Source organism: Salinivibrio sp. IB868 (genome assembly GCF_001995655.1).
Taxonomy (GTDB): Bacteria; Pseudomonadota; Gammaproteobacteria; order Enterobacterales; family Vibrionaceae; genus Salinivibrio; species Salinivibrio siamensis.
The window spans coordinates 249,809-275,783 of record NZ_MUEW01000001.1 but is presented as its reverse complement, the minus strand read 5'-3'; the positions used below and the strand labels follow the sequence as shown (position 1 = coordinate 275,783).

The 25,975-nt window shown below is 50.0% G+C and carries 23 protein-coding genes; 13 read left to right on the top strand and 10 right to left on the bottom strand.

Annotated elements, in window-relative coordinates:
* Nucleotides 1-56: 56 nt before the first annotated feature.
* Entirely contained in the window at nucleotides 57-1,361 is a 1,305-nt protein-coding gene (ugpB, locus tag BZG20_RS01180; RefSeq protein WP_046073294.1) for a sn-glycerol-3-phosphate ABC transporter substrate-binding protein UgpB, read from the bottom strand.
* A 278-nt stretch (nucleotides 1,362-1,639) separates the two neighbouring features.
* Between ugpB and BZG20_RS01175 the strand changes: the two genes are divergently transcribed.
* Together BZG20_RS01175 and BZG20_RS01170 are read left to right on the top strand one after the other, a co-directional pair.
* Entirely contained in the window at nucleotides 1,640-2,374 is a 735-nt protein-coding gene (locus BZG20_RS01175) for a glycerophosphodiester phosphodiesterase family protein (protein ID WP_077577843.1), read from the top strand.
* Nucleotides 2,375-2,434: 60 nt separating this feature from the next.
* Entirely contained in the window at nucleotides 2,435-3,238 is an 804-nt protein-coding gene (locus BZG20_RS01170) for a DeoR/GlpR family DNA-binding transcription regulator (RefSeq protein WP_077577842.1), read from the top strand.
* 47 nt (nucleotides 3,239-3,285) lie between these two features.
* Here BZG20_RS01170 and BZG20_RS01165 read toward each other — a convergent pair whose 3' ends face one another.
* The 5 genes from BZG20_RS01165 to BZG20_RS01150 form a co-directional block, all read right to left on the bottom strand.
* Nucleotides 3,286-4,560 (bottom strand): ABC transporter substrate-binding protein, encoded by a 1,275-nt coding sequence (locus BZG20_RS01165; protein WP_241828630.1) that lies wholly within the window; start codon nucleotides 4,558-4,560, stop codon nucleotides 3,286-3,288.
* Nucleotides 4,560-6,008, bottom strand: a complete 1,449-nt coding sequence (locus BZG20_RS01160) for an ATP-binding protein (RefSeq protein WP_077577840.1) — start codon at nucleotides 6,006-6,008, stop codon at nucleotides 4,560-4,562. The genes BZG20_RS01165 and BZG20_RS01160 overlap by 1 nt, the downstream gene beginning before the upstream one ends.
* Complete coding sequence (locus BZG20_RS01155) at nucleotides 5,998-6,717, bottom strand: response regulator transcription factor (protein ID WP_046073289.1); 720 nt, start codon at nucleotides 6,715-6,717, stop codon at nucleotides 5,998-6,000. Before BZG20_RS01155 ends, BZG20_RS01160 begins: the two co-directional genes overlap by 11 nt.
* A gap of 268 nt (nucleotides 6,718-6,985) precedes the next feature.
* Entirely contained in the window at nucleotides 6,986-7,087 is a 102-nt protein-coding gene (locus BZG20_RS15885; RefSeq protein WP_100297978.1) for a MetS family NSS transporter small subunit, read from the bottom strand.
* Entirely contained in the window at nucleotides 7,084-8,571 is a 1,488-nt protein-coding gene (locus BZG20_RS01150) for a sodium-dependent transporter (RefSeq protein WP_046073288.1), read from the bottom strand. The genes BZG20_RS15885 and BZG20_RS01150 overlap by 4 nt, the downstream gene beginning before the upstream one ends.
* 753 nt (nucleotides 8,572-9,324) lie before the next feature.
* Here BZG20_RS01150 and BZG20_RS01145 point away from each other — a divergent pair.
* The 5 genes from BZG20_RS01145 to emrD all read left to right on the top strand — a co-directional run bounded on the left by BZG20_RS01145 (nucleotide 9,325) and on the right by emrD (nucleotide 13,893).
* Entirely contained in the window at nucleotides 9,325-10,599 is a 1,275-nt protein-coding gene (locus BZG20_RS01145; RefSeq protein ID WP_241828631.1) for a patatin family protein, read from the top strand.
* 5 nt (nucleotides 10,600-10,604) lie between these two features.
* Nucleotides 10,605-11,162 carry a sugar O-acetyltransferase gene (locus tag BZG20_RS01140; protein WP_077577839.1) on the top strand — a complete coding sequence of 186 codons (558 nt, stop codon included), beginning with the start codon at nucleotides 10,605-10,607 and terminating at the stop codon, nucleotides 11,160-11,162.
* Nucleotides 11,163-11,319: 157 nt separating this feature from the next.
* Entirely contained in the window at nucleotides 11,320-11,925 is a 606-nt protein-coding gene (gene ribA / locus BZG20_RS01135; RefSeq protein WP_046073286.1) for a GTP cyclohydrolase II, read from the top strand.
* A gap of 106 nt (nucleotides 11,926-12,031) precedes the next feature.
* Nucleotides 12,032-12,493 carry an isoprenylcysteine carboxylmethyltransferase family protein gene (locus tag BZG20_RS01130; protein WP_046073285.1) on the top strand — a complete coding sequence of 154 codons (462 nt, stop codon included), beginning with the start codon at nucleotides 12,032-12,034 and terminating at the stop codon, nucleotides 12,491-12,493.
* Nucleotides 12,494-12,684: 191 nt separating this feature from the next.
* Nucleotides 12,685-13,893 carry a multidrug efflux MFS transporter EmrD gene (gene emrD / locus BZG20_RS01125; protein ID WP_077577838.1) on the top strand — a complete coding sequence of 403 codons (1,209 nt, stop codon included), beginning with the start codon at nucleotides 12,685-12,687 and terminating at the stop codon, nucleotides 13,891-13,893.
* A gap of 89 nt (nucleotides 13,894-13,982) precedes the next feature.
* Here the strand turns inward: emrD and BZG20_RS01120 are convergent, their stop codons facing one another.
* Nucleotides 13,983-14,318, bottom strand: coding sequence for a DUF440 family protein (locus BZG20_RS01120; protein WP_046073283.1), 336 nt, complete (start codon nucleotides 14,316-14,318; stop codon nucleotides 13,983-13,985).
* Nucleotides 14,319-14,524: 206 nt separating this feature from the next.
* On the opposite strand from BZG20_RS01120, the gene BZG20_RS01115 reads away from it, so the two are divergent.
* The 3 genes from BZG20_RS01115 to BZG20_RS01105 all read left to right on the top strand — a co-directional run bounded on the left by BZG20_RS01115 (nucleotide 14,525) and on the right by BZG20_RS01105 (nucleotide 17,904).
* Entirely contained in the window at nucleotides 14,525-15,361 is an 837-nt protein-coding gene (locus tag BZG20_RS01115) for a hypothetical protein (RefSeq protein ID WP_131825336.1), read from the top strand.
* Nucleotides 15,362-15,706: 345 nt separating this feature from the next.
* Nucleotides 15,707-17,077, top strand: coding sequence for a YjiH family protein (locus BZG20_RS01110; protein ID WP_241828633.1), 1,371 nt, complete (start codon nucleotides 15,707-15,709; stop codon nucleotides 17,075-17,077).
* A 185-nt stretch (nucleotides 17,078-17,262) separates the two neighbouring features.
* Nucleotides 17,263-17,904, top strand: coding sequence for an alpha/beta fold hydrolase (locus BZG20_RS01105; RefSeq protein ID WP_077577835.1), 642 nt, complete (start codon nucleotides 17,263-17,265; stop codon nucleotides 17,902-17,904).
* Nucleotides 17,905-17,922: 18 nt separating this feature from the next.
* Here the strand turns inward: BZG20_RS01105 and BZG20_RS01100 are convergent, their stop codons facing one another.
* On the bottom strand, nucleotides 17,923-19,200 hold the full coding sequence (locus tag BZG20_RS01100; protein ID WP_046073280.1) for a DASH family cryptochrome: 1,278 nt from the start codon (nucleotides 19,198-19,200) through the stop codon (nucleotides 17,923-17,925).
* Between the two features lie 157 nt (nucleotides 19,201-19,357).
* Entirely contained in the window at nucleotides 19,358-19,690 is a 333-nt protein-coding gene (locus BZG20_RS01095) for a DUF3392 domain-containing protein (RefSeq protein WP_046073279.1), read from the bottom strand.
* 100 nt (nucleotides 19,691-19,790) lie between these two features.
* Between BZG20_RS01095 and BZG20_RS01090 the strand changes: the two genes are divergently transcribed.
* On the top strand, nucleotides 19,791-20,732 hold the full coding sequence (locus tag BZG20_RS01090) for a Gfo/Idh/MocA family oxidoreductase (protein WP_046073278.1): 942 nt from the start codon (nucleotides 19,791-19,793) through the stop codon (nucleotides 20,730-20,732).
* Nucleotides 20,733-20,758: 26 nt separating this feature from the next.
* On the opposite strand, the gene BZG20_RS01085 is transcribed toward BZG20_RS01090, so the two are convergent.
* Complete coding sequence (locus tag BZG20_RS01085; RefSeq protein ID WP_197075720.1) at nucleotides 20,759-22,099, bottom strand: AarF/ABC1/UbiB kinase family protein; 1,341 nt, start codon at nucleotides 22,097-22,099, stop codon at nucleotides 20,759-20,761.
* Nucleotides 22,100-22,372: 273 nt separating this feature from the next.
* Here BZG20_RS01085 and BZG20_RS01080 point away from each other — a divergent pair, with 273 nt between their 5' ends.
* Both BZG20_RS01080 and BZG20_RS01075 read left to right on the top strand, forming a co-directional pair.
* Entirely contained in the window at nucleotides 22,373-24,037 is a 1,665-nt protein-coding gene (locus BZG20_RS01080; RefSeq protein WP_198531443.1) for a methyl-accepting chemotaxis protein, read from the top strand.
* A gap of 155 nt (nucleotides 24,038-24,192) precedes the next feature.
* The gene (locus tag BZG20_RS01075) at nucleotides 24,193-25,941 is read left to right on the top strand and encodes a formate--tetrahydrofolate ligase (protein ID WP_077577833.1); all 1,749 of its coding nucleotides are present in this window, start codon (nucleotides 24,193-24,195) and stop codon (nucleotides 25,939-25,941) included.
* Nucleotides 25,942-25,975: the final 34 nt, after the last annotated feature.

The window sequence follows — 25,975 nt, the reverse complement described above, 5'->3', positions numbered from 1 at the left end:
GCAGTCTATACCGCTCCGTCATACAACAAGGTTTTTACTGAATGGAACTAAACCGCTTATTGATTGGCTTTAGCAAACTTTGAAAGCAAGCCATTGGCGCGCTCAACTGCTTCATCCAGCGCTTCTTGAGCCGATTGATCGCCGGACCATACGGTCTCAAGCTCTTCGTTAATCACATCACGGATTTGAACGAAATTACCTAAGCGGATCCCTTTAGAGGCAGGCGTTGGCTCGACCTCGGTCATTTGTTTAATCGCGACGTCTGTGCCTGGGTTTTGAGCATAAAAGCCTTGCTTCTTGCTTAGCTCATAGGCTTCGTGGGTAATGGGCAAGTAACCGGTGAACTGGTGCCAGTCCGCTTGGATTTCAGGTTGAGACAAGAAGGAGAAGAACTGGGCGACGCCCTTGTACTCTTCTGACTCGTGGCCTTGTAGAACCCAAAGCGTGGCCCCGCCGATGATGGTATTTCTTGGCTGCTCAACGGCTTTATCCCAGTAAGGCAGCTTGGCAACGCCAAACTCGAAATCTTTTACGCTTTCGCGCACACCAGCGTAAGACGCTGAAGAGTTCATGTACATGGCACATTCACCACTGTAAAACAGCGGCGCACTGTCAGAGCGGCGGCCTCCATATTCAAAAATGCCAGCCTGTTGCCAATCCGCCATTTTGGCAATGTGATCCACAAATGGAGACTGGTTAATTAGCATCTTGTTATCGACACTGCCAAAGCCATTGTCATTGGTGGCAATGGGCGCATTGTGGCGAGCACCGAGGTTTTCAATTTGTACCCAAGACTGCCAGCCAGTCGTGAAGCCGCACTGAGCGCCATTGGCAAGCAGTTTCTCAGACACTTGCTCAACTTCTTCCCAGGTTTTGGGAGGGTTAACGCCAGCTTTAGCAAACAGATCTTTGTTGTAATACAGCACGGGCGTTGAGCTATTAAATGGCATCGACAGCATATTCCCGTCTTCGTCTGAATAATAACCCGTCACAGAAGAGAGGTAGTCAGATTGGTCAAACGGGACGTTCGCGTTTTCCATTAGCTCATAAACCGGGTATACCGCCCCTTTTGCTGACATCATTGTCGCGGTGCCTACTTCAAACACCTGGACGATATGAGGTTGCTTGTTGGCGCGGAATGCCGACACAGCGCCTGTCATGGTTTCGGTGTAGTTACCCTTGTAGACGGGTTTGACGGAATAGTCATCCTGACTGGCATTAAACTTCTCAGCAATTTCATTCACTTTTTCGCCAAGGTTTCCGCCCATTGCGTGCCACCATTCAATTTCGGTTGTCGCGTTGGCAGAAAAAGAGGCCAGCAACAGGGCCGAAGAAAGCGCGGTTAAGCGTTGGGTTTTCATGCGTCACTCCTTTTGAGGATGGGGTAATGTTCATTCGGCAACTTAATGAACAAAAATGAACATAATATGAACCCAAACGAAAAGGGAGATGACAATTGTATGACTTTTGACCACGGTCGCATGATATGTGAAAAATTGTTAATTAGAGCGTGTTTTGATGATGAAAATCCTGCAAGCGCAAAGATTTACTCGTAAACACTCTGTCATATTTACACGAGACAATGCGGCTCGCGCTGTCCTACAATACCCAAATAACTGATTGAGATGAGACTGTTCAAATGAAAATCGCGCCACAGCAATTATGTGGGCATCGAGGTGTCGCTGCTCATGCTCCTGAGAACACGTTAACGTCTATTGCAAAGGTGCGAGAGATGGGGTTAAGTTGGGTCGAGGTCGATGTGCAACTGACCCAAGACGGTGTTCCCGTGGTGTTTCATGACCATAGCTTACAACGGTGCACCAATGGTGCAGGGGCGTTAAAAGACACCGCCTTGGCCGATTTACAGCAGCTCGATGCAGGTGGGTACTTTTCGCCAAAGTTTGGGTATGAAAGGGTACCCACGCTCATGGCCGTTTTAGCCCAAGCGCACCGCGATGCGCTTCATATCAACCTTGAGATCAAAACTTACCCGGATAGCGATATACCTGCCTTGTGCCGCGCGATATTTGCTTGCTTGTCGGCAAGCCCTATCAGCACCGAGAAGGTATTAGTCTCATCTTTTTCTCTTGAGGCACTCGCGATTGTTCGTGATGAAATGCCTGAGTTAGCGCGGGCGATTTTATGGGAAACGATCCCTGATAATTGGCGTGATTTCCGGGACTTAGCCACGTTTAGCATTCACTGCAACTATCGCCACCTCACCCAAGAGAAAGCCAAAGCCGTTAAAGATTCAGGTTTAGCGCTTAAGTGTTATACCCCTAATAAGCCTGTTGAGGTCGAAGCCTTGTGGGGTTGGGGCGTAGACATGATGATCACCGACGACCCAAGTAAATACTTAGCACACCCTTACTGACACGGAGTCAACCGAATCGTTAGGTGAGCGGTCGATAATGTCATACAACAAGGAGCTTATGTGTCACAAGAGGCAGAGTTAAATTGGCGCCAGCGCGAAATATTAGCGCAATTAGCAAAAACAGAGCACCTAGAAACGGATGATTTGGCCACGCAGTTTTCGGTCACGACGCAGACTATTCGTCGTGATATTAATCAGCTCTGTGCGCTTGGCTTAGCTCGGCGTCACCATGGCGGCATTAATATGCCCTCTGCGCATGTCAATAGCGATTACCAACGTCGTTTGCAAAGGCACAGTGGCGTTAAAACGGCGATTGCACGCGCGGTGGCCGAGCACATTCCTGAGGGGGCGACCGTGATGCTCGGGATAGGGACCACGGTTTCTGCGATTGCTGAGCAGCTATTAACAAGGCGCGACCTTCGCGTAATCACCAATAACGTTCAGATCGCGCATATTCTGGGGGCTAATCCCGACCTCGATATTTGGCTGGCAGGAGGGAAGCTGCGCGCCAATGACCAAGATATGGTTGGACACTCGGTGCTTCAGTTCCTGTCGCGTTTCCAACCGGATATCGCCATTATCGGCTGTGCGGCAGTCAATGAAGAGGGATGGGTGTGTGAGTTTTCCCCCGATGAAGCTGATGTCAGTGACACCATGCTTAGTGCAGCGAGTGCAAGATGGTTGGTGGCAGATGGGTCAAAGTGGCAGCGCAGTGCGCCGGTGAAAGTGACAACGTTAAGTCAGTTTGATTATGTGTTCACCAACGATGTATTGAGCAACTACTCGACGCTGCCGGCAGATATTGCTTTTATTCCTTGTGACTCGCACGATCTCGGCCCCACGCAAGCGCCAACTGCCAATTGAGAAGGGCTGGCTAAGTCTGTGTGATGAAAAAGCCTGCATGACGACCGTCAAGCTTGCGCGGATAATATAGCGCGATACAGTGCCTCGGTGGCTTCACGCGGCGTTTGCTCAGGGTTGTAGAAGAACTCATTAATCACGTCGAACACCGCGCTTTGTACATAACGTGTGGTGGAAAGGCCGTGTGACATGCTGGGGCTTAAGGTGCCATTCTCTTGCGCGTAAGTAAACGCATCACGTGATTGTTGTGCGCACCGGTCTCCCTTGGGGAGGGGCACATCAAATCGGATAGGTAACGAGCCTTTGTAACGGTTAAAGTCACGCTGGAACTGTGGTGTGAGGAGGTACGAGGCCATGTCTGTTTGGCTTTGTCGCTCACTTTGGCTATTGGGCTTGAAAAATACAAAGCTGTCGACATTGTAACTAAAGGCTTTTTTCGTCCCAGGGAAGGCGACACAGGTAAAGGCTTTGCCTTCTTGCTGGTTGGCGGCAAAAAACTCCCCTTTGGCCCAATCACCCATCACTTGCATCCCCGCCTGGTTATCAATGAGTAGACGAGTGGTATCGCTCCAGTTGCGTCCTTGACCCGAGTCATCCACATATTGGCGCATCTTCGCCAGCAGGGTAAAGGCTTTGACCACATCGTCACTAAGGAGTGCTTGGCGATCAAAGTCTAAAAAGGCACGTTGGTAATCTTGTGGCCCCAGTACTGATAGCGCCAGACTGTCGAAAAGCGTCGCGACTTGCCATGGCTCCCCTCCCAACGCGAGTGGGATATAGCCTGCTTGCTGCAGTTTATCGGCGGCAGCAAAAAAGCTATCAAAGTCGGTAGGGATGTCGGCATTGGCTGCTTCAAAGGCGCGTAAGTTGACCCACAGCCAATTTACGCGGTGAATATTGATGGGCGCCGCCACATAGTTACCTTGGTACTGCATGACATCACGTAGTGGGGCAGGGATTTTATCTTCCCAACTTTCCGCTTCAGCAATCTCATTGAGGTTGCGTAAAAAGCCTAAACGGGCCCATTCGGTGATCTCCGGCCCTTTGATTTGTGCCGCAAGGGGCGGGTTACCACTGATGGCACGGATCCTCAAAGTGTTCATCGCGCTTATCCCTGCGCGGCCACCGACCGCGAAGTCTTGCCATTGATGGCCTTGTTGCTCAACGCCTTCTCGCAAGACAGAGGCGGCTTTGGCTTCACCTGCTGATGTCCACCAGTGTAAAACTTCAACATCACTCGCGGACACTGCAAGGCTATAGGTGGCAAGCATGCCACCGATGATCCATTGAGAGAGGTATCTATTTAAGCGTGTTAAACGTGCCATTATTCTTCTACCCGAGGAAAACTGATATCAACTTGCAGGCCGCCTTCACTGCGGTTACTGAGCACCATATCCCCGCCATGCGCGTGGATGATATCGCGCGCAATCCCTAAACCGAGCCCCGAACCGTCGTTATCATCATGTAAGCGTACATAAGGGTCAAACACCGAGTCGAGCTCTTGCTCAGGAATGCCTGGCCCCTCGTCAATCAGGGTAATATCTAACGTGTGTTTTGCGTCCATCACATAAATCGTCACCTTATCGCCGTATTTCACACCATTATCAATTAAATTGGATAAGCAGCGTTTGAAGGCGAGTGGCTTACACGTAAACGGAGGTACTGCGTCGCTTTCAATACTGACTCGAATACGGTTTTGGTTGTGTGGTTCGACAATCATCGCTAAGAAATCAATGACATCAATAGCCGCCATGTTCTCATGGATATCGGTGTCTCTGACCGTTTGTACGGCACCTTTAACCATAATTTCAAGATCATCTAAATCTTTATTGAGCTTCGCTGTTTGCACGTCGTCATCAATTAATTCGGCCCGTAAACGTAAGCGGGTGATAGGCGTTTTTAAATCATGCGACATGGAGCGGAATAAGGTTTCGCGCTCACGTAGGTGACGTTGTAGGCGACGCTGCATACGGTTAAACGCCCGTGTCACAATGGCGATTTCTGCCGCGCCTTCCTCCTTCAGGGGAGGTTGCTCAATGTCGGTGCTAAACAAGTTCGCTGCTTTGGCCAGACGTTTTAAGGGGCGTGCTTGCTGACGAATCAAGGTGTAAGTAAAGAACAGTAATAGCGCAGTGATCACCACGATAAAGACCACTTGATCGGCGGTAATCAAGGTATCATCGAGCGTGACATAGGGCGCGGGTAACAATGCAGCGATATAGATCCACTCATCTTTTTTCAGCTCCATTTGTACCACCAAAATGGGGGGATTTAATGGCTCTAAACTTAACGTGTGATGTGCCCAAGATTTGGGCAAGTCTTGCAATAAAATGTCGTTGTTGAGCACGCGTAAGGTTTCAGGGCGCGAAAAGTCAACATCAATGGTATTCAATGACGGGAGCTGCTCGTGGAGAATGCCTGATACGGTACGGGTGGCGACCTTTTTCGCCTGTGTCTCTTCAATAGGCGTGATTTGGATTTTTTCTTTGTTAAAGGAGACAAAAAACCGTGTCCCGCCCATGTTACGTAATTGATTAAGCGCCACATGCCGATAAGCAACGGGCAACGATTGAAAGAAGGTGGTGGTTGAGGCAAACATGTTAGCTAAACTCGCCGACGCCGCCTCTAGCCCCGCAAGCTGGGTTCGTTTTGATTGGGTATACCAAATTGAGGTGGCAATGCCCTGCGCCAATACCACGGATAACAAGGTCAGCAGCAAGGTGCGTGATAGCAAAGAGCGAGGGATCAGCTTTTCTAGCCATTCATGATTCATATTGGATCTCAGCGACAAACATATAACCCGCACCACGCACAGTTTTAATCAAGTTCGCTTTGCCTGTGTCACGTAAGCGCTGGCGTAAGCGGCTAACTTGTACATCGATGCCACGTTCTTGTGCCTGTGCATCGCGGCCGCGCGTCGCTTGGCTAATCGCATTACGATCGAGCAACTGGTGTGGGTGATCGATAAACAGCATCAGCAGGGCATAATCAGACGCCGACAACTCTATCTCCATGCCGGTGACAACCTGGTGCAATTGCTGGGTGGCAGGCTCTAGGCGCCACTGGCCAAACCGAATCGCTTTAGGTCGGGACAGCGTGGTCTCCTGCAATTGCTGGGTGCGACGTAATAATGCACGAATACGGGCGATCAATTGGCGTGGACTAAAGGGCTTGGCGATATAATCATCGGCGCCTAGCTCTAGCCCAACAATTTGATCCGTTTCGTCTGATACAGCGGTGAGCATGATGATAGGCACACTCGAATCTTTACGAATACTTTTGCATAGCGTAAAGCCATCATCCCCTGGGAGCATCACGTCGAGTAAAATTAAATCCGGGTATTGGACAGCCAGCTTAGTTTGCATCTCATGACCGTTTTGCGCGGTCATCACTTCGTAACCGGCTTTGGTGAGATAAGCTTGGAGAAGCTCACGGATTTCGACATCGTCGTCGACCACTAAGATGCGTTTGGCTGAAGCCATATCGCCATTGTCCTCGTTGCTAAAGTCAGTTCCTCCATTATCGGTGCTTTATCGTTGAGATGCTACAAACAAAGCCGCACTTTGTGTAATTAATCAGCGACTTGTTGATAACCGTTTTGGTGATGATGTCAGAGCAGACACCCAGGAGGGGGAAAGGTATAAAAAGGCAGATAGTTCATCGCTTGACGACGCGAGATCGTGAAAAAGACAAAGCCCTCCATTAAGAGGGCTTTGGTTGACATCACAGTGTGTTATGAACCGTGACGAGCTATTCGCTATTGCTGTGCATCGCTTTGCGAATACACAAGGCCGCGCCACCCCAAGTGACGGCAAAGCCGATAAGCATCATGATGATTGCGCCTGTTGTCATGCGTCTGTCTCCATATCGCGAGCAGGGGTCGTGGTGCTATTAACGATAATACCAACCACCAGCATGGCAGCGACCAAGCCCCAACCCAGGGTCAGTAATTCGAATTGTGCGTAACCGCCGTAGCCTTCGTTGAAGGTGTCAATCAGGTTTTTCACCAAGATCACCGCCAGCATAATGGGGCTGATAAAGCGGATACAAATTTCCATCCACTGACCCACGCTGAATTCAGAGACACGGTTAACATACTGACGGATGTCTGACAGTTTAACTAGCCAGCCGACCAGCAGCAGTTCAAGCAAACAGCTTGTGAGCAGTGCAACGTTGTTAACAAAGTAATCAACCAAGTCAAGCAGCAATAGACCGCCGTTGGTAGCGAACGCCATTGATACGACAAAGCCCACACCACATACGGCTGTCGCCGCTTTTTGACGAGTCACATTGAGCTTATCCATAATTGACGACGTCACGGCTTCAATGATGGAAATGTGCGAACTCAAGCCAGCAACAACCAATGCGAGGAAGAACAATGGACCAAGAATATAAGGGATAGGGAGCAAATTAATCGCAGCAGGTAGCGTGACAAACGCTAGGCCAACGCCCCCGCTGACGACATCGGTGATCCCTTTGCTTTGTTCCGCCGCCATATAGCCAAGAATCGAGAAGATCAGCACGCCGGCAACAATTGAGAAGCCACAGTTGATCAATACCGTCATCAAAGCATTGTTGTTGACGTCGGACTTTTCTGGCAAGTAGCTAGAATAAGCAAGCATGATGGCGAAGCCCACCGACAGCGTGAAGAAGATCTGCCCATAAGCGGCGGACCACACACTGGCATCGGCCAATTTGCTAAAGTCAGGCGAGAACAGATAGTTCAAACCATCCAGTGCCCCTGGCAACATCACCACACGGCCAATGAGTAACAACACCATGATAAACAGCAAAGGCATCATGATTTTGCTGGCTTTTTCGATGCCGCCTTTTACGCCACGGAAAACGGCTGCATAGGTGATGGCCCAAGCAATGATCATTGGAATCGCGATGTGCCACTGCCAATCACCCAAGCTGGTGGGAGAGTTTTCCCCCAATTTTAGGTAATCGGAGAAGAAGAAGGCGTTGGTGTCTGTGCCCCAATCTTGGCCAAACGAAAAGCCAAAGTATGAAATGGCCCAGCCAATAACGGCGACGTAGTAAATCCCGATGGTTGCCGCGATTAAAACTTGAAACCACCCCAGCCATTCAAATTTGGTATTGAGCTTAGAAAACACCACGGGCGATGAGCCGCGCAGTTTTTTCCCTAGCCCAAATTCCATAATCATAAATGGAATACCCGCGGTGAGCATGGCGAAAAGGTATGGAATAAAAAAGGCACCGCCACCGTTCTCATAGGCCATGTAAGGGAAGCGCCAAATATTCCCTAGGCCGACTGCTGACCCCACGGCAGCCAGGATAAACCCAGCGCGTGAGCCCCATTGTTCTCTTTTCATATCTACTTACTCCTTTGCGAATCGCCTTTCTTTACGCCCATCCAAATATGCAGTGTTGTGAGGCTGCGTTTTTTGGCCGATATGAAAGAAATAGCACATTCCCGCAATATTGATTTTTAACTTCCTGTTGCCCGAATGTTGAATTTTTTATCTAAAGCGGGCAGTCATTGCACATTAAGCACAGCGTGAGGCTAAATCAATAGCCATAAAACCAACAAGTTAGCAAAAAAATGGGGGTTAACCTGCTATTGGTAGAGTGAGGTAGATATAAATCATGTTTTGTTAACCTTATGTAGTGATAAAAACTATTATAATTATCAATAAGTGGTGATTAATGGTTATTTTTGTTCGCTCGTCAATTGATGAAAAAAACAACGCCAAGACGTGTTGAACGCGTGCCACAGCGCCAGAAAACATGATCTCATTAGCAGAATTTTAGACAACAAAGACGCACACTAAATGTGGTTTATACTTGTTATAGCAGCGTTATCACCTAGGAGGACATCATGAATACGACACTCACTTATGCACTGGTCACGACTGCCTGCGCACTCGGCCTTATTTTTACGTTTGCCGCCGTGGCGGTAATGGCATAGACAACACTTGGTTCGGCGGCTTCCGGTTTGATGACGATGCCACGGCACGGTAGTGCTAGCACAGTGTCACACGACGCGTTAAACTGTGAGACTTAGCTAATTAAAAATAGTCAATAAAACATAAGCATAACGCTAAATGTGATGGTAAGGGGCGAACGTGGTAGAAACCAATCAAGCCGTGCAGCCCACGGTGTTGACCGACAACGCGCTGACCGCTGGCGCACAGAGCGGGACTCACGCGCGGCCGCAGCGCATAGCCCTTGTGCTTCAAGGGGGCGGACAACGAGGTATTTTTACAGCCGGTGTGCTGGATGCGTTTTTAACCCACCGATTTGACCCCTTTGAGCTTTATTTTGGTACATCGGCGGGGGCGCTCAATATGAGTGCCTATGTCTGCCAACAGTACCAATATGGTTACCGCTTTATTACCCAACTCACCACGCAGGAGCGTTTCTTCCATTTAATGAAGTATGTTCGCCGGCAGCATTACATGGACTTGGATTGGGCGTTAGACACGGCGTTACCTGGTAAAGAAACGGCTCTGGATATGGAAGCGGCGCGGCACCATCTGCAAAACCGTTATGCTTATGCATGCGCGACTGACACAGATACGCTGCAACCAGCCTTCTTCTCACTGACAGAAGACACCTGGCCAGATGCCCTGAAAGCGACCTGTGCGATTCCGCTGCTTTATCCGCACCCGGTGAACATCGGTGAGCACCGTTATGTGGACGGTGGGGTAACAGCGGCGATCCCGGCAAAAGAAGCGTTTGCGCGCGGGGCGGATATTATCGTCGTGGTTCGCACTGAGCCAGTGGTTGAACAAGATAAACGTGATGATGAAAACCGGCGCTTTCTTGAAACACTACGCGAACGCTTTGAGGCGAAGAGGCCGCAATTTAAGCTCTCCGACTATTTATCAAACTTTGAGTCCAAATATCGACTCGCACGCTTTGAAACCTTCCAGAAAGAGCTCAGTAAGCAAATCGGTGAACTGTCAGATCGCTATAAGTCCAGCCGCGAGCAATTGGTTAATCGTGTGCGCGACAGTATGAAAGAGAAAGCGATGCAAAATGGTGGTCGTTGGCTTTTTGGTGGCGACACGATTTATCGGCTCCAGTCTTTATCCGGCAAGCCGCTAAACACCGAAATGCTTAAGATGCTGACGACGCATTATCAAAGCTATCAAAGTGAACTGCAATTTTTGGCGTCACCGCCTGCGCGTGCTCAGATAGTGCAAATTGCGCCAAGCGCTCCGTTGCAAAGTAGTGCCTTACTGAGTAAGCCGGAGGCATTGGAAGCCGATTATCAGCTAGGGGTCTCGCTGGGGAACCAATTCTTACGTGAATACGGTGACTCGCTGGTTTCTATGTCGACTGTAGATAACCCTAGCTTTGAGCCAACGTCAGTAAGAATGCCGCATCAAGGGTAGAGCCGATGACAGAATTTGAAAAAATGCAACGTGGCTTGCCTTATTGTCCTGCGGATGAAGAGCTGACTTTGTTTCGATATGCCGCGCGCCGACTTTGCCAACAGTTTAACCGGCTCGATCCTGAAGATGCGGCCAGTTTAGCGGTGGTAACCACCAAGCTATTCGCCCGTGTTGGCGATAACGTTGAAATTGACGCGCCTTTCTTTTGCCATTACGGGATGAATATTCATCTTGGCAACAATGTTAGCGTCGGTCCAAATTGCACCATTTTAGACGGGGCGCATGTCAGTATTGGCGATAACGTGAGTATTGGCCCCAACGTTGGGATCTATACCACGCGTCATCGCGTATTACCGCTAGACATTGCCCGCGGTGAATGTGAGTCCTCTCAGGATGTCATCATCGGTAATAACGTTATCATCGAGGGAAATACCGTGATAAAAGCAGGCACGGCAATCGGTGAAGGGGTAGTGATTGAAGCCGGATCAGTGGTTGATACGGATATCGAACCTTTTTCTATTGTGGCTGGCAATCCGGCTGCGGTGGTACGGCGTTTGCAGTGATGAGGATAGAGACAAGGTGACAGATACCTCCCAATACGATTTTATCGCATCCTCCCGATAAATGTTATAATATAACATTTTTGAATTGGCATACTGATGTGGGTGTAGTAATGTTAGCGCCCTCAATCGGGTATCAGCAGTAAGAGATAGACGCAGAATGGTTAAAGTTAGGGCCCGAGTGCCGTTGAAAGTCGGGGTGGGAAGCCAGATCCCAGCAGAGATCCTTTCCTTCCATGGTTTAGAGTCTGAGCAAGAGCACGTCGCGCTAATTTTCCAACAAGCCGATAAGAAAGCCGATCCGCCTTTGGTTCGCATGCATTCCGAGTGTTTAACCGGTGATGTTTTCCATTCCTCTCGATGCGATTGTGGCGAGCAGCTTGAAGAGACCATCCAAAAGATGGGTGAAGATGGCGGTATTATTCTTTATTTGCGCCAAGAAGGGCGGGGGATAGGGCTGTATAACAAGCTGGATGCCTACAAGTTACAAAGCGAAGGGATGACGACGTATGAAGCGAACAACCATTTGGGGTTTGCGGATGATTTGCGTGATTTTGCCGAAGCGGCGCAGATGCTAAAAGCGTTAGACGCTCACTGTATTCGCTTGATCACCAATAACCCCAAAAAGATTGAAGAGCTGCAAGCGGCAGGGGTTACCCTCAAAGAAGTGATTGGCACCAAAGCCCACCTTAAAGACGGCAACCGTAACTATCTTAAGGCAAAGATTGAGCATGGTAAGCACCGTCTCAATATTGAGCAAGATTAAACATTCGTCGCTAAAAATTGGCTAATTTGCCAGCCAGGCAGTGACAATCACTGTCTATATTCGCTACATTATTGCCATTATATCAGTCATTGCTCAAGGACGAGTCATGCGTGTGCAAACATGGCATTATCTCTTTCCCCCATTGCCTCCCGTGGCGATGCTCATTGCGATTGCAATTGGTTTATCACTGAGCCATTTCTTTCCTTTTTCGCTGGTACTGGGTGCCCCGATGTGGGCTGCCTTGCCTCTGGGGTTAGCCGTGGGGTTATTAGCCGCCGCTAAATGGGCGTTTCATCGCCATCACACCACGCTTGATCCGCTGCAAATGCCCTCAGCGCTGGTGACGACTGGGATCTATCGCTATACCCGCAACCCTATGTATCTGGCGTTGGTACTCATTATCGCCGCAGCTGGGCTTTATTTTAATGCGCTATGGTGCTGGGGGATGATTCCCGCTTTTATGGCCTACCTATCCGCCACATTTATTCCTGCTGAAGAAGCCCGTTTATCACGCCAATGGCCAGATGATTTTGACGCTTATGTAGCTCGTGTCCGACGCTGGCTTTAGGATTAGAAAAACTAATCTTTAATATAATAAAGAATCGGGATCGTTATTCTCAACTCTGATTGCCACACTCTCTCTTAAAGCCTATCATTCGCCTGTCTATCATTAGGTGGCTAGGTGGGCTAGGCCTTTACCCTCAACCTCGATACCTATTTCTTACTTATTTTCGCATAATTATTTTTAGGAGTGCTGGTATGTCCTCGGCAATGCCTATGGGCAAGCTATTGCTATTGATCGTTCTATTAGCGGCTGTTGGGCAAATGACCCAAACCATGTATGTCCCATCCATCGGTGCAATGGCAGACGACTTCGCTGTATCACCCGCTTGGTTACAAGCGGTGATGGCTTGTTATCTTATTCCTTATGGTTTATCGCAGTTTGTCTATGGCCCTGTCTCCGATCGCATCGGTCGTAAGCCGGTTATTTTGTTTGGGTTGGCATTGTTTTTAGTCGGGACGGCTATCACCTTGTTGGCCACCTCCTTTGCCGTATTTTTACTGGGCAGTATGGTTCAAGGCGCGGGCATTGGCTGCGGCGGCGCCATGGCGCGCACCTTAACCCGAGATTGTTTTTCCGGGGCCAAACTGCACCGCGCCAATAGCCTAGTTAGTATGGGACTGATCTTTTCTCCCTTAGTGGCTCCGCTTCTAGGAGGAGGGTTAACCGAGGCCCTACATTGGCGTGCCAGCTACTTCTTTTTATTGTTACTCGGTGTCTTGGTTTATACAGTCATGGCTTGGCGGTTTAGCGAGACTTTGCCTGCCGATTTACGCCAACCTGGTCATTTTGGTGCGCGCTATCGTCATGTTATGCGATCACATCAATTTAAAGGGTATTTGCTGTGCTTAATTACCGTTTTTTCCGGTGTATCTTTATTCGAGGCGGCGGCAGGTGTGATCATGTCAGATGCGTTAGCGTTGTCTCCGAGTGTGATCAGTTTGCTGTTTGTTGTCCCTCTGCCGGCATACTTAGTCGGGTCAGGGTTGTCGAGCCGGCTTTCCGAAAGTATGGGGTATTATCCCACCCTGACATTGGGCAGTGTCTTAGCGTTGTTGGGGGCAGGCATCATAGGATTACCCGGTATGCTCGGTGATGTTTCACTCTATGCGTTAGTGGGTGGCGGCTGTGTCTATTTTGCTGGTGCAGGTATTCTCTTTCCGGCAGCCAGTACAGGAGCGATTAGTCCTTTTCCTTACCATGCTGGCACGGCAGGGGCAATTCTTGGCGGCGCGCAAAATCTATTGGCAGGGCTGGTAACACTCGTCGCCAGTAGTTTCGGTGTGGCTAGCCAATTATCATTAGGGGTAATCATGCTGACATTGGCGACGCTGGCAAGCTTGGGACTGGTCATCAGTTATCGCGCTCACGCCCATGATGACGCGGACTCAGTGACCGTACTGTAATCATTCAACCGGTATTATCCAATGAAGTCAGCGCCAGTTCGCATCCACAACGGCAGCACCTATCGCTGCCGTTATTCTGTGGGGCAGGGCTAGTGGATCTGTGTTGGGCTGCGCTTCCACAATAAATGACAGAATTTATTATCTGGGTCTCGGCTGATGAGCATACGAACAAAGACTTCATCTAGCACCTCAGCGCCAGCTATACCCATTTGCACCTCGGCACACTGAGATAAGTCAACATCCGCTCCCACATGCTCTGGCCAATCATTGTTTACCTCAACCACCACAGCGCCCCCTTCTTCTTCAAAGCGTGATTCATAGAGCATTAAATCGTCGAACTCCAAGTTGTCTGGGGCCGTTTCGGCAAAAATCTCGAACGCGATCTCTAGCACGGTCTCCAAGCTGAGTTGATTCTCTTGCGTCATGGTAAGCTCTCGTTGTCTGTATGTATGCGCATTATACCATGCTGTAAGGGGTATCTCAGCCGCGCCGTATCGGTTGACCTGCACAAAGAGGTATCTAAAGCGTATCCGTGTTTGTCCTCTCAACCGACGGCTCTCATGGTCAAATAGACAACCTCCGGCTAAAATAAAAGCAGACCCACAGTTAGAGCGTTGATTTGTTTATGCAGATGACCAACAATAGCGCGCGTACTCAAACCTGTGTGAAAGTCGTGACTCAGTTGCAATCCAGAAACGCTTATTTACCGGAGCCCGACCGGCGTGCCCCGTTTCAATCTGAATTTATCCCCGTGATGATTAAAGCGGTGAAGCAACTACGTGGCTTGCTCGGCAAGCGGCTTCACAGCGTCTACGTGAGTGGAGATATTGTTTGGCGGCGAGCCGTGGTGAAAGACAGCGTGCTATCGCTGACTGTGGTGTGCCAACACGCCCTGACGCTTGATCAATCGAACGCATTAAACACCTTGCTATGGCGATTAAAAACCAGTCATAGCAAGGTGATCAGTGATTGCCATATCGATATCGTGACCGTGTCACATGTTAGAGATCTCTCACAAGTCTTTCACTGGGGATTCTTTTTTAAACACAGAGCCATTTGCCTCTATGGCCAAGACTTATCGGTTAGTTTTGGTTTGTTTGAAGCCAGCTGGGAGGTGGCGAAGGCGATGAATCCAGATATCTCTGACAAACTCGCGCGTGCCAAACAAAAAATCACCGCCGCTACCACATGGAACACTCAGCTCAATACCGCACAAGCGATTGCAGACACCCTGATACGCGGTGCATTTGGTTTGGTACTTCATAAAGAAGCGCAGTGGAGTGAATCACTCAACGAGTGTGCGGATGCTTTTATTAAACACTACCCGGATAAAAAAATGGCGATTGAGCGACTTTTTATCCTGCTAGAGCGCAAACCGGTAAAAAAACGTGCTGTCATGACCCTCCTCAATGACTTTGGCGATTGGTTGATCAAAGAATATGCGCGCATTGACTTTAAAATTGGTTAACTAGCGTTTGGCAACGATGCTGGCGTTGGACGCTTGAATATTAAGCGTATTCTGTGAGCTAACCCGCCTCATTCCCTACAAGTGAGTAACAGAATCTGATCTTGGTCAATAAAACGGTGTAACAAACTTTTCACAAAAGATGGTTTGTTGAACTATAAAACCACCAGTAGGCATGTGTAATCTGCTTTTAGGGTGTATTTATTCAGTATTTATGACTAAATAGTTATTTACATCCTGTGTATGATTCGATAATCTGCATGCCAGTTAGTCACAGTGAGTGAATAATTAATCAGCAAAGGCGTTGATGCTCGCGGTGAGATAAATAAAAATTCAGGATTCAGACGTATGCAAAAAACTGACACTCTCTCTACGAAGTCACCTTCGATGAGAAATATTCTGATGTTCGCAATCCCATCATTATTGGGGTTGTTCCTTTTTATGACGCCAGTCAGTTTCGGTGACAGCGTCACCATCCCGATTGCGGTAATGGCGAGCAGTGTCTTGGACTTACTAGGTAACAGTGCAACAGCGGTCGTCACTGCCTTAGTGGTGTTGAGTGCCGTCGTTTCAGTGTTGGTTACGCTGACCAAGCCTGCCGTTATCATGCGAAATGGCTTTCTTAATGGTTTGTTTAATGTCTCTCCGGTGTGGCTTGTCACCCGTGTTTTCGGTGCCGCCTTCATCGTAATGGCGTTTTATGGTTTTGGCTCGTCAGTCATCATGGGTGAAACAACGGGGGCCTTTGTGCTCAATGAGCTATTGCCTACCTTGTTATCCGTGTTTATTTTCGCTGGTCTATTACTGCCGCTACTGACAAGTTTCGGCTTGCTCGAGCTGCTTGGTGCTATTTTCACCAAGGTAATGCGTCCGTTATTCGGTCTGCCGGGGCGCTCTGCGGTCGACTGTGCTGCCTCTTGGTTGGGCGATGGCAGCGTCGGTATCTTGATGACCAGTAAACAATATGAGCAAGGTTTTTATACCCAGCGTGAAGCGGCAGTGGTTGGCACGACGTTCTCTGCGGTTTCAATCAGCTTTAGTTTGGTGGTGATAGCGCAAGTCGACTTGATGCACATGTTTGCTTGGTTCTATCTCACCGTCTGTTTAGCTGGGATTGCGGCGGCGATCATCGTTCCTCGTCTTCCTCCTCTGAGCTGGAAAAAAGATGCGCTTATCGATAACTCTGAGCGTGAAACCAATGATGAAGTCCTACCGGCTGGCCACAATACGCTGAGCTATGGACTGCACTGTGCTCTGACACGTGCCGAGAAAATTCGCTCGGTAAGCAGTGTGCTAAAAGAAGGCGTACAAAACGCCGTCGATATGGTGTTAGGTGTGTTGCCAGTTGTGATGGCAATTGGTACGGCGGCGTTGATGGTCGCTGAGTACACCGATGTGTTTAGCATCCTAGGGGCGCCCTTTGTGCCACTGCTTGAACTATTGCATATCCCTGATGCGGTGAAAGCCTCTGAGACCATGGTGATTGGTTTTGCAGACATGTTTATTCCTGCCATTTTAGCCGCAGAAATCGACAGTGAAATGACCCGTTTTGTGATTGCTACGGTATCGGTGACCCAGTTGATTTATATCTCGGAAGTGGGTGCCTTATTACTGGGAAGCAAAATCCCAGTCAAGCTGTGGGAGCTGTTCGTGATCTTTATTTTACGTACGCTAGTCACTCTGCCTGTTATCGCAGGGATTGCTCACCTGATTTTCTAATTAGGCGCTACGCATAAGCCGCTATGCGCGTCCTCCTTACATCATCAACGCCTCACTTTTTGTGGGGCGTTTTTTTGTTAACGCGTCCTCGTTGTTGTGATGCAAGCCCTCGGTTGTATCAACCACCTATGGGCAGAAAGGGACATATATTGGTATGCTGAACGCAGCGGCTAATGGGAGGCGGGATGAAAATAGTCACTCTTCATGGGTTATACATGCACGGTGTTTTTTTGATTCCGCTGTGCGAGCGCTTAGAAAAACATGGGCACCAGGTGCTGAATGTTTCGTATAATACGCTCAATCCGGACCTAGAGGGTATCACCGCCAAAATCGATGCGTTTGTTGGCGACCAGCCAGCGATCTTGATTGGCCATTCGATGGGCGGACTCATTATTCGCCGTTACTTGGAACAGAGCACAAAGCGGTGTGATAGACCGCCTCTCGATGTTCGCGCGGTGATCACTTTGGGCACGCCGCATCAAGGCGCTAAGTTAGCAAGTATTTTTGGCGATCTGGGGTGGGGCGGCTGGTTGTTTCAACGTAGCGAAGACATGCTTATCCCTGACAAGGTCAGGCCTTGGAAGAATCTTCCGCCGTTACATAGCCTTGCCGGCGATTGCCCCTGGGGACCCGCGGCGCTGTTGTTAAAGAACCAAGTCTGCGATGGCACTGTGCTGGTCGAAGAAACCAAAATCGAGGGCATGACCAGTCACGATCTGTACTCGGTGACCCACATTGCATTACTGTTTTCAAGGCGGGTCAGTGAGCGTGTGATTCAGTTAGTCGCTCAATATGAGCCGACGGCTGTGCCAGCCGCCGAGGGCTAAAGTGATGGTTTGATAAGGTCACTTTAGTTCGGATGATTCGTGTGTTCCCACCCAAGTATTAACAAACGTCCCATCGGGGTCATATTGCGCGGCTTGTTTGTCGAGGTTAAACCGGCGGCTGCCGCGCGGATCGGCACCAACGCCTGCTAAGTATTGCCAATTGCCATAATTAGCCGCTACATCAAAATCAATCAGTTGCTGCTCAAAGTATGCTGCGCCATAGCGCCAATCAACACCTAACTCATGGACTAAGCAGCTGGCCACCAATTGACGACTGCGATTCGAGAGCCATCCGGTTTGTTTAAGCTGGCGCATCGCCGCATTGACAATAGGAAAGGACGTCGTGCCTTCACGCCATGCCATAAAGGCTTCGGCATAAAAAGTGGTGAGTGGCCGTTTGTTGGCAATGCCTTTGAACGCAAAAAAGCGGGCACCATAGTGATACAGCATCCATTGGAAATATTCGCGCCACAACAGCTCAAAATATAGCCAATAGGTTGACTCGTTTTTTTCAACATTGCGCTCATATCGATCGAGCTCTGCGGCGACCCAGCGTACGGACAAACTGCCGTTTGCGAGCCAAGCCGATAAGCGTGACGAGAAATCCCAACCATCAAGGCCGTTGCGCGTTTCTTTATAGCGCTGAATACGATGGGTATCCCATAAGTAATGATTCAGTTGCGCACGCCCGGCGATTTCACCGCCTTGATAAGGGGCTATTCGGCGATCAGATAGGGGCGCTGGGTCGGACTTAATCGCTGTGATGGGGGCTGGCAATGACTCAGGTACTGGTAACGGCAAGCGTGGTTTGATCCCGCGCTTTTCCACCGCTTTACGGAATTGAGTAAAGGTCGTCGGGATCTCAGGTAAGTCAAACGGCAGCTGATGCTGGGTAAACAAGGTGTGAGCATCCGAGACAACCACCCGCTGCGGAAAGCGCTCAACCAGCGTATCAACCTGGTGACGCTCACGTGTCCCTGGGTGGTCGGTGACGCCAATAAGGTCAAACTCATGATCCATACACAGATTTGCCACCACCTCTAGCGGCTTGCCGGTGCGAATAATCAATTTTTGCCCCATCGCATCCAGGGCGCGATGCAGTTCGGTTAGGCTTTGCCACAAAAACGCTTCCCGCGGGGCACCGAGGTGCTTACTTTGAAAGTGATCCGCACGATACCAGCTCGGGTCAATCACAAACACGCAGGTCAGCTGATCGCAGCTCGAGGCTAAATTGGCGAGTGCAGGGTTATCATGTATTCGAAGATCGTGGCGAAACCACATTAATCCGCGTTGCATACCTATCTCCTTTTTCCCTCCAATACGCTCACAGGCTGCGGGTGGATTGCTTGATTGGATCAACTGGGTGACTATTCGCCAACCACGAGCATGAATGCGGGCTCTCACATCCGCCTAAGTGCGCGCTGGGGGTGTGAATGAGTGTTATGGACGAAGACTAGATCTGTCGCTGGCGTTGCGCCCACATTCCAATAAAAACAAAGGTGGCGACCAAACCGGCAAAGAGCCAATGATCTGGCCATCCGCGCATTTGTCGCGCCAGCCACGGAGAGACGGTAATGATAAAAGCGCCGTAACCAAAGGCATTGATCGCCACAAATACCAGAGTGCGAACGATAAAATGATGACCGGTCAATAAACGGCGTAGCGTCCGATTAATATCATTGCCAAATACCACCAACAGTGACGCCACAATTGCCACTGCAATATCACTGAGCCATGGCGTTAACCACGCACCCGCCTGAGAAAACCAAGAGATTAAAATATTCATAACGATTTACACTGTGTAGAATGCGGCTAGAGTACTGATTTCTGCTGGCGACTTCCAGCGCGGACTTAGCCCGCGGGAGCGCACGATGTAAGGAGAAGGCATGAAAATCGCATCGATCGGGTTAGGGGACATTGCGCAAAAAGCCTACTTGCCATTGATGGTCAATTGGCCAGGGCTCGAATGGGTATTGTGCAGCCGTGATGACGCTAAGCTGGCGACGCTCGCCACGCAATACCGAGTGAGTGAGACCGCAAGTGATATTCAACAATGCTTAGCATTAGGGGTGGATGGAGTGATGATCCACAGCGCCACCGACTCGCATGCGGCCTTGATTCGTACCTGCTTGCAAGCAGGTGTGCCGGTGTTTGTCGATAAACCTGTCGCCCCATCAGGCGCGGAGGTTGAAGCCTTATTCAACTTGGCAGAACAACAGCAAACCCCCTTGTTTGCAGGCTTTAACCGGCGTTATTTGCCTTTGCTCAACACCCATCTCAATGGCCAGCGCCCCGAAGACGAACTGGGCACACCCCTTTTATCGCTGCGTTGGGAAAAACACCGTCATGCGCTGCCCGATGCACCGCGTCGTTTTATTTTTGATGATTTCATTCATCCACTCGATAGTATAAACGTTCATGGTGACATCAATATTGATGATTTGGACGTGTTTGCTCAATTTAGCGAAGGCTTGCTAGGCCGCTTAGACGTGCGTTGGCACCGCGACAATAGCTTGTTTGAGGCCAGCATGAACCGCCAGTATGGGGTCACCAAAGAAACCATTGCGGCGGCCTATCGTAACGAGTGCTATTTCTTTGATGGCTTTACCCGCGGTGCGCGCATGCAAGACAACGTCACCACACAGCTTACCTTGCCAGATTGGACGGGTATGCAAGCGAGCAAAGGTTTTGCGGCTATGCTCAGCCATTGGTTTGAGGTGGTCAGCGAAGGGCGGGTTGATGCTGCTCTCACCGCTCGTAATGTGGCGAGCCACTGGGCCGCGGAAGATTTGGTCGCCTATTGTGAAGCGCTGCGCGATAGCCCCTAGTCCCACGCGCAGCACGCTGTGGCTGTTTACGCTTCGACCGGATTATCCGTATGCGAGTGGATTAAATAGGGCAATAACAACTGGCGGACATTAAAGCTCACGTTTAACTTGGCCGCCAGCAAATATAACCCCGCAATTTTACGATGTAAAAACAGTGCATCCGCCGGTGGCGTGTGCCAATAGCCTTGTTCCATACTCAGCGCCATCCCACGGTTACGTAAACGCGTTGCCAAATCGGCGTCGCCAAAGTTAAATGGCGCATCCGTCGCAATCGGTTCACAAGCCGTGTTCACAAGCTCCAGCACACTGGCTTTTTGCTCTGGCAAGATGTGCTCGGCAAAAAAGCCAATTTGGGTTAGTGCCACCTCAATCCCTGCGTTGTCTTTTTCAATCGCCGCTAAAAATAGTTTGCGATAGCCATCGGTAAACGTCGGGGCATACTGACGGGTGGCGCCAAAATCGAGCAACACGACGCGTCCGGTATCGGGCTGATACAAATAGTTGGCAAAGTTAGGATCGGTTTGGACCTCGCCAAACACAAAGACTTCCTCAAACAGCAACTGGAATAAACGACTGATCACGCGGTGACGAATCGTCTCTGAAGCCTTGTTGAGTTGCTCAATCGGCTCTCCTGCCATATAGCTCATGGTGAGAATGCGATCTGAGGTAAGGGCTGAGTGAACCCTTGGCACCACCAAACCGTTGGCATTTTTCAAATGGTCGCCAAACCGAGTCAATGCTTGTGCCTCTTTGCCGTAATCGGCTTCATCATGTAGTTGTTGCTTGGCTTCATCGAGTAAGGCTTGGTAATTCGCTTCTTTGGGGATCAGGCCACTTAAGCGCAGTAGGGTGATCACATTATCCACATCGCTATCAATGCTGTCTTTGATGCGCGGGTATTGCACCTTTACCGCTACTTTTTCACCGGCATCGGTATAGGCCTCGTGCACTTGGCCTATCGACGCTGACGCGATGGGCGAAAAACGAAAGTGGGTGAACTCAGCCTGCCAATTGTCGCCCAGCTCTTCATTAAGCACCGCTTTGAGCTGCGCCGGTGGCATGGGAGTGGCATTATTACGCAAACGGGCGAGCAGATCGCTGAGCTCTGGCGGAATCAAATCCCCCGCATCCATTGACAACAATTGACCGACCTTCATCGCCGCTCCACGTAAGTCCGCCAGTTTGTCCGCCACGTGGGCAATATTGGCCGGCGACATCACCAAATCCTTACGACTCGGCCGATTGCCCTGGGCAAACTGTTTGGTACCTTCCCACGCCACATTCGACGCCACACGCCCCGCCAACGAAGCCAGTGCACCAAAGCGAGAAAACTTACCATGCGGCACTTTACGATTTTTCATAGCCACCTCCTGAATCCTCCTAAGAATACGCGACGAACAGCGGAATGGTTTGGTGGGACGAGTTGCTCGCGCTCACAAAGATGCGAGTTAACGAGCCAAATCCACACCACGATATGGCAAAGACCTTTCCATTTACATGACATTCCAACCCGGGTCACAGCCTCGGGGGTGAAATCGCGTTTAGATCAAATAAAACAGCAGTTTATATTTTTGACTGTCTAGTTAAGTAGTAGCATTTGCTTACAAAGTTAGTCTGTAGGGTAATTGCCAATGAAGCTGATGTTTAAAACGAAAATACTGCTACTTGCCATCGTGCCACTGATCGCCTCAATGCTGATTATGAGTGCGGTCACGGCCTATAACGAACAGGCGTTAATAGAAGAAAACATTGCCACGTTTCGGGAGAAGTTGGTCAACGAGCGTAAAAAACAACTCAAAGAAGTGACTCAGGTAGCGGAGAACATCGTTAAGCGTCTTAACCCAGGCACCAGTGAGGCTCGCTTGGCTGAGGTGAAAACGGCGCTTACTGATGTGCAGTTTGGCGAGACGGGTTACTTTTTTATTTACAACAAACAGGGGATCAATGTGTTTCACCCTGTTAAACCGGCGCTTGAAGGAAAAAACCTGATTGATTTTACCGATCCTAAAGGCAATAAGGTGATTCAAGGGTTACTCGAGGCGGCACACCGTGGCGATGGCTACTTTAATTTTATGTTTGATAAGCCGGGTACCGATGCGCTGATTGATAAAATAGGCTATGCGGTAATGGTGAATAATGGTCAATGGCTATTAGGCACTGGCGCCTACACCGATGACATTGAGCAAGAGGTTGCTGCCTATCGCACCGACGCAGAGCAAACCCTGGATGCACAAATTTTCCGTTTAACCCTGTTGGGGATAAGCACAGTGATTATCACGGTGTTGCTGGTGAGCTGGTTTGCGCAGCGTATTGGTGAGCCGGTGAAAAACATGCTTGATAAGCTTAATGATATTGCTAGCGGTGAGGGCGATCTCACTCAGCGTTTGCACGTACATGGCTATGATGAAATCGCCCAACTCGGTCATGCCTTTAATCGCTTTGTAGAGAAGCTGCAGCACACCATTCAGCGCGTCGCGCAAGTCACGGCGCAAGTAAACAGCACCGCCTGTGATATGGCTCAGCAAACATCCGCAGTGGCTGAAAAACTACAAACCCATGATAACGAGACCGAGCAAGTGGTCACCGCGGTGACAGAGATGAGCTCTGCTGCGCAAGAAGTGGCACAAAACACGACACAGGTGGCTGATGCCGCCACCTCTGCCACCCAAGATGCGCAAAATGCTCAGGCGCAAGTGCGTGAATCAGAGGCATCGGTCGAGAAGTTGGTAGCGAAAATGAGCGAGTCGAGCGGGCAGGTGGATCAACTTAAAGCTCAGTCGGATAAAATTACCTCGGTACTGTCCGTGATTGGTGAGATTGCTGAGCAAACCAATCTATTGGCGCTGAACGCGGCGATTGAAGCCGCTCGCGCGGGTGAGCAGGGGAGAGGCTTTGCGGTGGTGGCCGATGAAGTGCGCACCTTGGCCAGTCGCACTCAAACCAGTACCCATGAGATCCGTGACATGCTTGATGGTCTACACGTGCATGTGGATAGTGCCGTGAAAACCATTGCCGACAGCGATCAAGAGTGCCAAAGCATGGCAACGATTTCAGCGCAAATTGGCGAGCGAATCACCTCGGTGAGTGCGGCGTTTTCGCAAGTGAACGATATGACCTCGCAAATTGCCAGTGCGGCGTCAGAGCAAACCACGGTCACGGAAGATATTCATCGTAATCTGGTATCGATTCGTGACATTGTCGCTAGCTTATTGAACTCGAGTGAGGCATCGTCACACGCGGCGGAAGAGCTGAGCTCACTGGGTCAAGATCTCGATACCTTGGTGGGGCAATTTAAAGTCGCCTAAGCCAATAGCATGATCACTATTCTCGGCACATGGGATAAAAAGTCATAAAGGACGCTTACCGCAAGCGTCCTTTCGCTTTACAATAGCAATTTTAGCGGTATTATGCTGACGCAAACGTTTGCCTAGAACATATTGTGCGCTATTGAGAGGGTTTCATGCTGCCTGATGTCGAGATCTGTCGTAACACCACACTCGCCCCCATTTCCACCATAGCCAAGCAAGTTGGCCTCCTTGACTCAGAGTTTAAAACGCAAGGTAGCCATAAAGCCAAAATCTCTCTCGATTGCTTAAAGCGTCTTGCGCCCAACCCAACCGGAAAGTTAGTACTGGTCACCGCCATTACTCCCACGCCCTTGGGTGAAGGCAAAACCGTCACCACCATTGGTCTGGCGCAAGGCTTGGCCAAGCTGAATCATTCTGTAACGGCGTGTATTCGTCAGCCTTCGATGGGGCCCGTATTTGGTGTGAAAGGTGGCGCAGCTGGCGGTGGTTATTCGCAAGTGGCTCCGATGGAGGAGCTAAACCTCCACCTGACGGGAGATATTCATGCGGTGACCGCGGCGCACAACTTGGCTGCTGCGGCCATTGATGCGCGAATTTATCACGAGCAACGTCGAGGCTATGACGATTTTGAAGCGCGCAGTGGCTTAAAAGCGTTAAAAATTGACCCAAGTCGCGTGGTGTGGAAGCGGGTGATGGATCACAACGATCGCGCCTTGCGTATGGTGACTGTGGGTAAAAACGAGCCGGGTAAAACCATCAACGGCTACGAGCGTGAGGGCGGGTTTGATATCTCGGCGGCCTCTGAGCTAATGGCGATTCTGGCGTTGGCGAGCGATCTTCGCGATTTGCGTCAGCGCATCGGCCGCATAGTGTTGGCTTATAGCCATACCGGTGAGCCGATCACCACCGAAGATTTGCAAGTGGCCGGCGCGATGACGGTCAGTATGAAAGAAGCGATTGAACCCACCTTGATGCAAACCCTAGAAGGCGTGCCTACACTGATTCACGCTGGTCCGTTTGCCAATATTGCTCATGGCAATTCGTCGATTATCGCCGATAACATTGCGCTTAAGCTAGGCGATTATACCGTCACGGAAGGCGGTTTTGGCTCGGACATGGGGTTTGAAAAAGCCTGCAATATCAAAGCGCAAGCATCCGGTAAAACGCCAGACTGTGCGGTGATTGTGGCGACATTGCGCGGCTTAAAAGCCAACTCGGGTCACTACAACTTACAGCCCGGTCAGTCTATGCCCGACGCGCTCTTTGCGGATGATGATGAAGCATTGGTAGCAGGGTTTGAAAACCTCAAGTGGCATATCAATAACGTGACTCAATATGGTGTGCCGGCGGTAGTGGCGATTAACCGCTTTCCACAAGACAGTGATGCTGAGCTAGCGACACTCAAGGCGATGATTGAAGCGCTGCCCAACAAAGTAAGAGTAGCGATCAGTGAAGGCTTTGCCCAAGGTGGCGAGGGTACGCGTAAACTGGCGGAACAAGTGGTCGCGCAATGTGAAACCAATGCATCATTCTCGCCCTTGTATCATGCCCAGCAAAGCTTGGAAGAAAAACTGATGGCGGTTGCGGAAGTTGGTTATGGCGCGGGAAGCGTGACGTTAAGTGAGACCGCGAAACAGCAACTGCAACAATTTAAAGCGCAAGGGTATGACGGTTTGGCAGTCTGTTTGGCGAAAACGCCACTGTCTATTTCAACCGATGGTGCGATAAAAGGTGCTCCCAAAGGCTTTGATGTACCGATCCGCGAGTTAAAACTGTGCGCTGGTGCTGGGTTTATCTATGCCTTATGCGGCAACGTGATGACCATGCCCGGCCTACCGGAAAAACCGGCGTTTATGAATCTCGACCTCGATGGTGAGGGCAGTATTGTTGGATTGAGTTGATGACTTAGTGCCCGACTAAAGTGCTAGGATTAGA

What these genes read in the sequence shown, in the direction of transcription:
- BZG20_RS01110 (WP_241828633.1), top strand. Translation starts at nt 15,707, where the DNA reads ATGCAAAAAACTGACACTCTCTCTACGAAGTCACCTTCGATGAGAAAT.
- BZG20_RS01160 (WP_077577840.1), bottom strand. Translation starts at nt 6,008, where the DNA reads ATGAATCATGAATGGCTAGAAAAGCTGATCCCTCGCTCTTTGCTATCA.
- ugpB (WP_046073294.1), bottom strand. Translation starts at nt 1,361, where the DNA reads ATGAAAACCCAACGCTTAACCGCGCTTTCTTCGGCCCTGTTGCTGGCC.
- BZG20_RS01115 (WP_131825336.1), top strand. Translation starts at nt 14,525, where the DNA reads ATGACCAACAATAGCGCGCGTACTCAAACCTGTGTGAAAGTCGTGACT.
- BZG20_RS01095 (WP_046073279.1), bottom strand. Translation starts at nt 19,690, where the DNA reads ATGAATATTTTAATCTCTTGGTTTTCTCAGGCGGGTGCGTGGTTAACG.
- BZG20_RS01080 (WP_198531443.1), top strand. Translation starts at nt 22,373, where the DNA reads ATGTTTAAAACGAAAATACTGCTACTTGCCATCGTGCCACTGATCGCC.
- BZG20_RS01175 (WP_077577843.1), top strand. Translation starts at nt 1,640, where the DNA reads ATGAAAATCGCGCCACAGCAATTATGTGGGCATCGAGGTGTCGCTGCT.
- BZG20_RS01105 (WP_077577835.1), top strand. Translation starts at nt 17,263, where the DNA reads ATGAAAATAGTCACTCTTCATGGGTTATACATGCACGGTGTTTTTTTG.
- BZG20_RS01120 (WP_046073283.1), bottom strand. Translation starts at nt 14,318, where the DNA reads ATGACGCAAGAGAATCAACTCAGCTTGGAGACCGTGCTAGAGATCGCG.
- BZG20_RS01140 (WP_077577839.1), top strand. Translation starts at nt 10,605, where the DNA reads ATGACAGAATTTGAAAAAATGCAACGTGGCTTGCCTTATTGTCCTGCG.
- BZG20_RS01165 (WP_241828630.1), bottom strand. Translation starts at nt 4,560, where the DNA reads ATGGCACGTTTAACACGCTTAAATAGATACCTCTCTCAATGGATCATC.
- BZG20_RS15885 (WP_100297978.1), bottom strand. Translation starts at nt 7,087, where the DNA reads ATGACAACAGGCGCAATCATCATGATGCTTATCGGCTTTGCCGTCACT.
- BZG20_RS01130 (WP_046073285.1), top strand. Translation starts at nt 12,032, where the DNA reads ATGCGTGTGCAAACATGGCATTATCTCTTTCCCCCATTGCCTCCCGTG.
- ribA (WP_046073286.1), top strand. Translation starts at nt 11,320, where the DNA reads ATGGTTAAAGTTAGGGCCCGAGTGCCGTTGAAAGTCGGGGTGGGAAGC.
- BZG20_RS01090 (WP_046073278.1), top strand. Translation starts at nt 19,791, where the DNA reads ATGAAAATCGCATCGATCGGGTTAGGGGACATTGCGCAAAAAGCCTAC.
- BZG20_RS01150 (WP_046073288.1), bottom strand. Translation starts at nt 8,571, where the DNA reads ATGAAAAGAGAACAATGGGGCTCACGCGCTGGGTTTATCCTGGCTGCC.
- BZG20_RS01100 (WP_046073280.1), bottom strand. Translation starts at nt 19,200, where the DNA reads ATGCAACGCGGATTAATGTGGTTTCGCCACGATCTTCGAATACATGAT.
- emrD (WP_077577838.1), top strand. Translation starts at nt 12,685, where the DNA reads ATGTCCTCGGCAATGCCTATGGGCAAGCTATTGCTATTGATCGTTCTA.
- BZG20_RS01155 (WP_046073289.1), bottom strand. Translation starts at nt 6,717, where the DNA reads ATGGCTTCAGCCAAACGCATCTTAGTGGTCGACGACGATGTCGAAATC.
- BZG20_RS01075 (WP_077577833.1), top strand. Translation starts at nt 24,193, where the DNA reads ATGCTGCCTGATGTCGAGATCTGTCGTAACACCACACTCGCCCCCATT.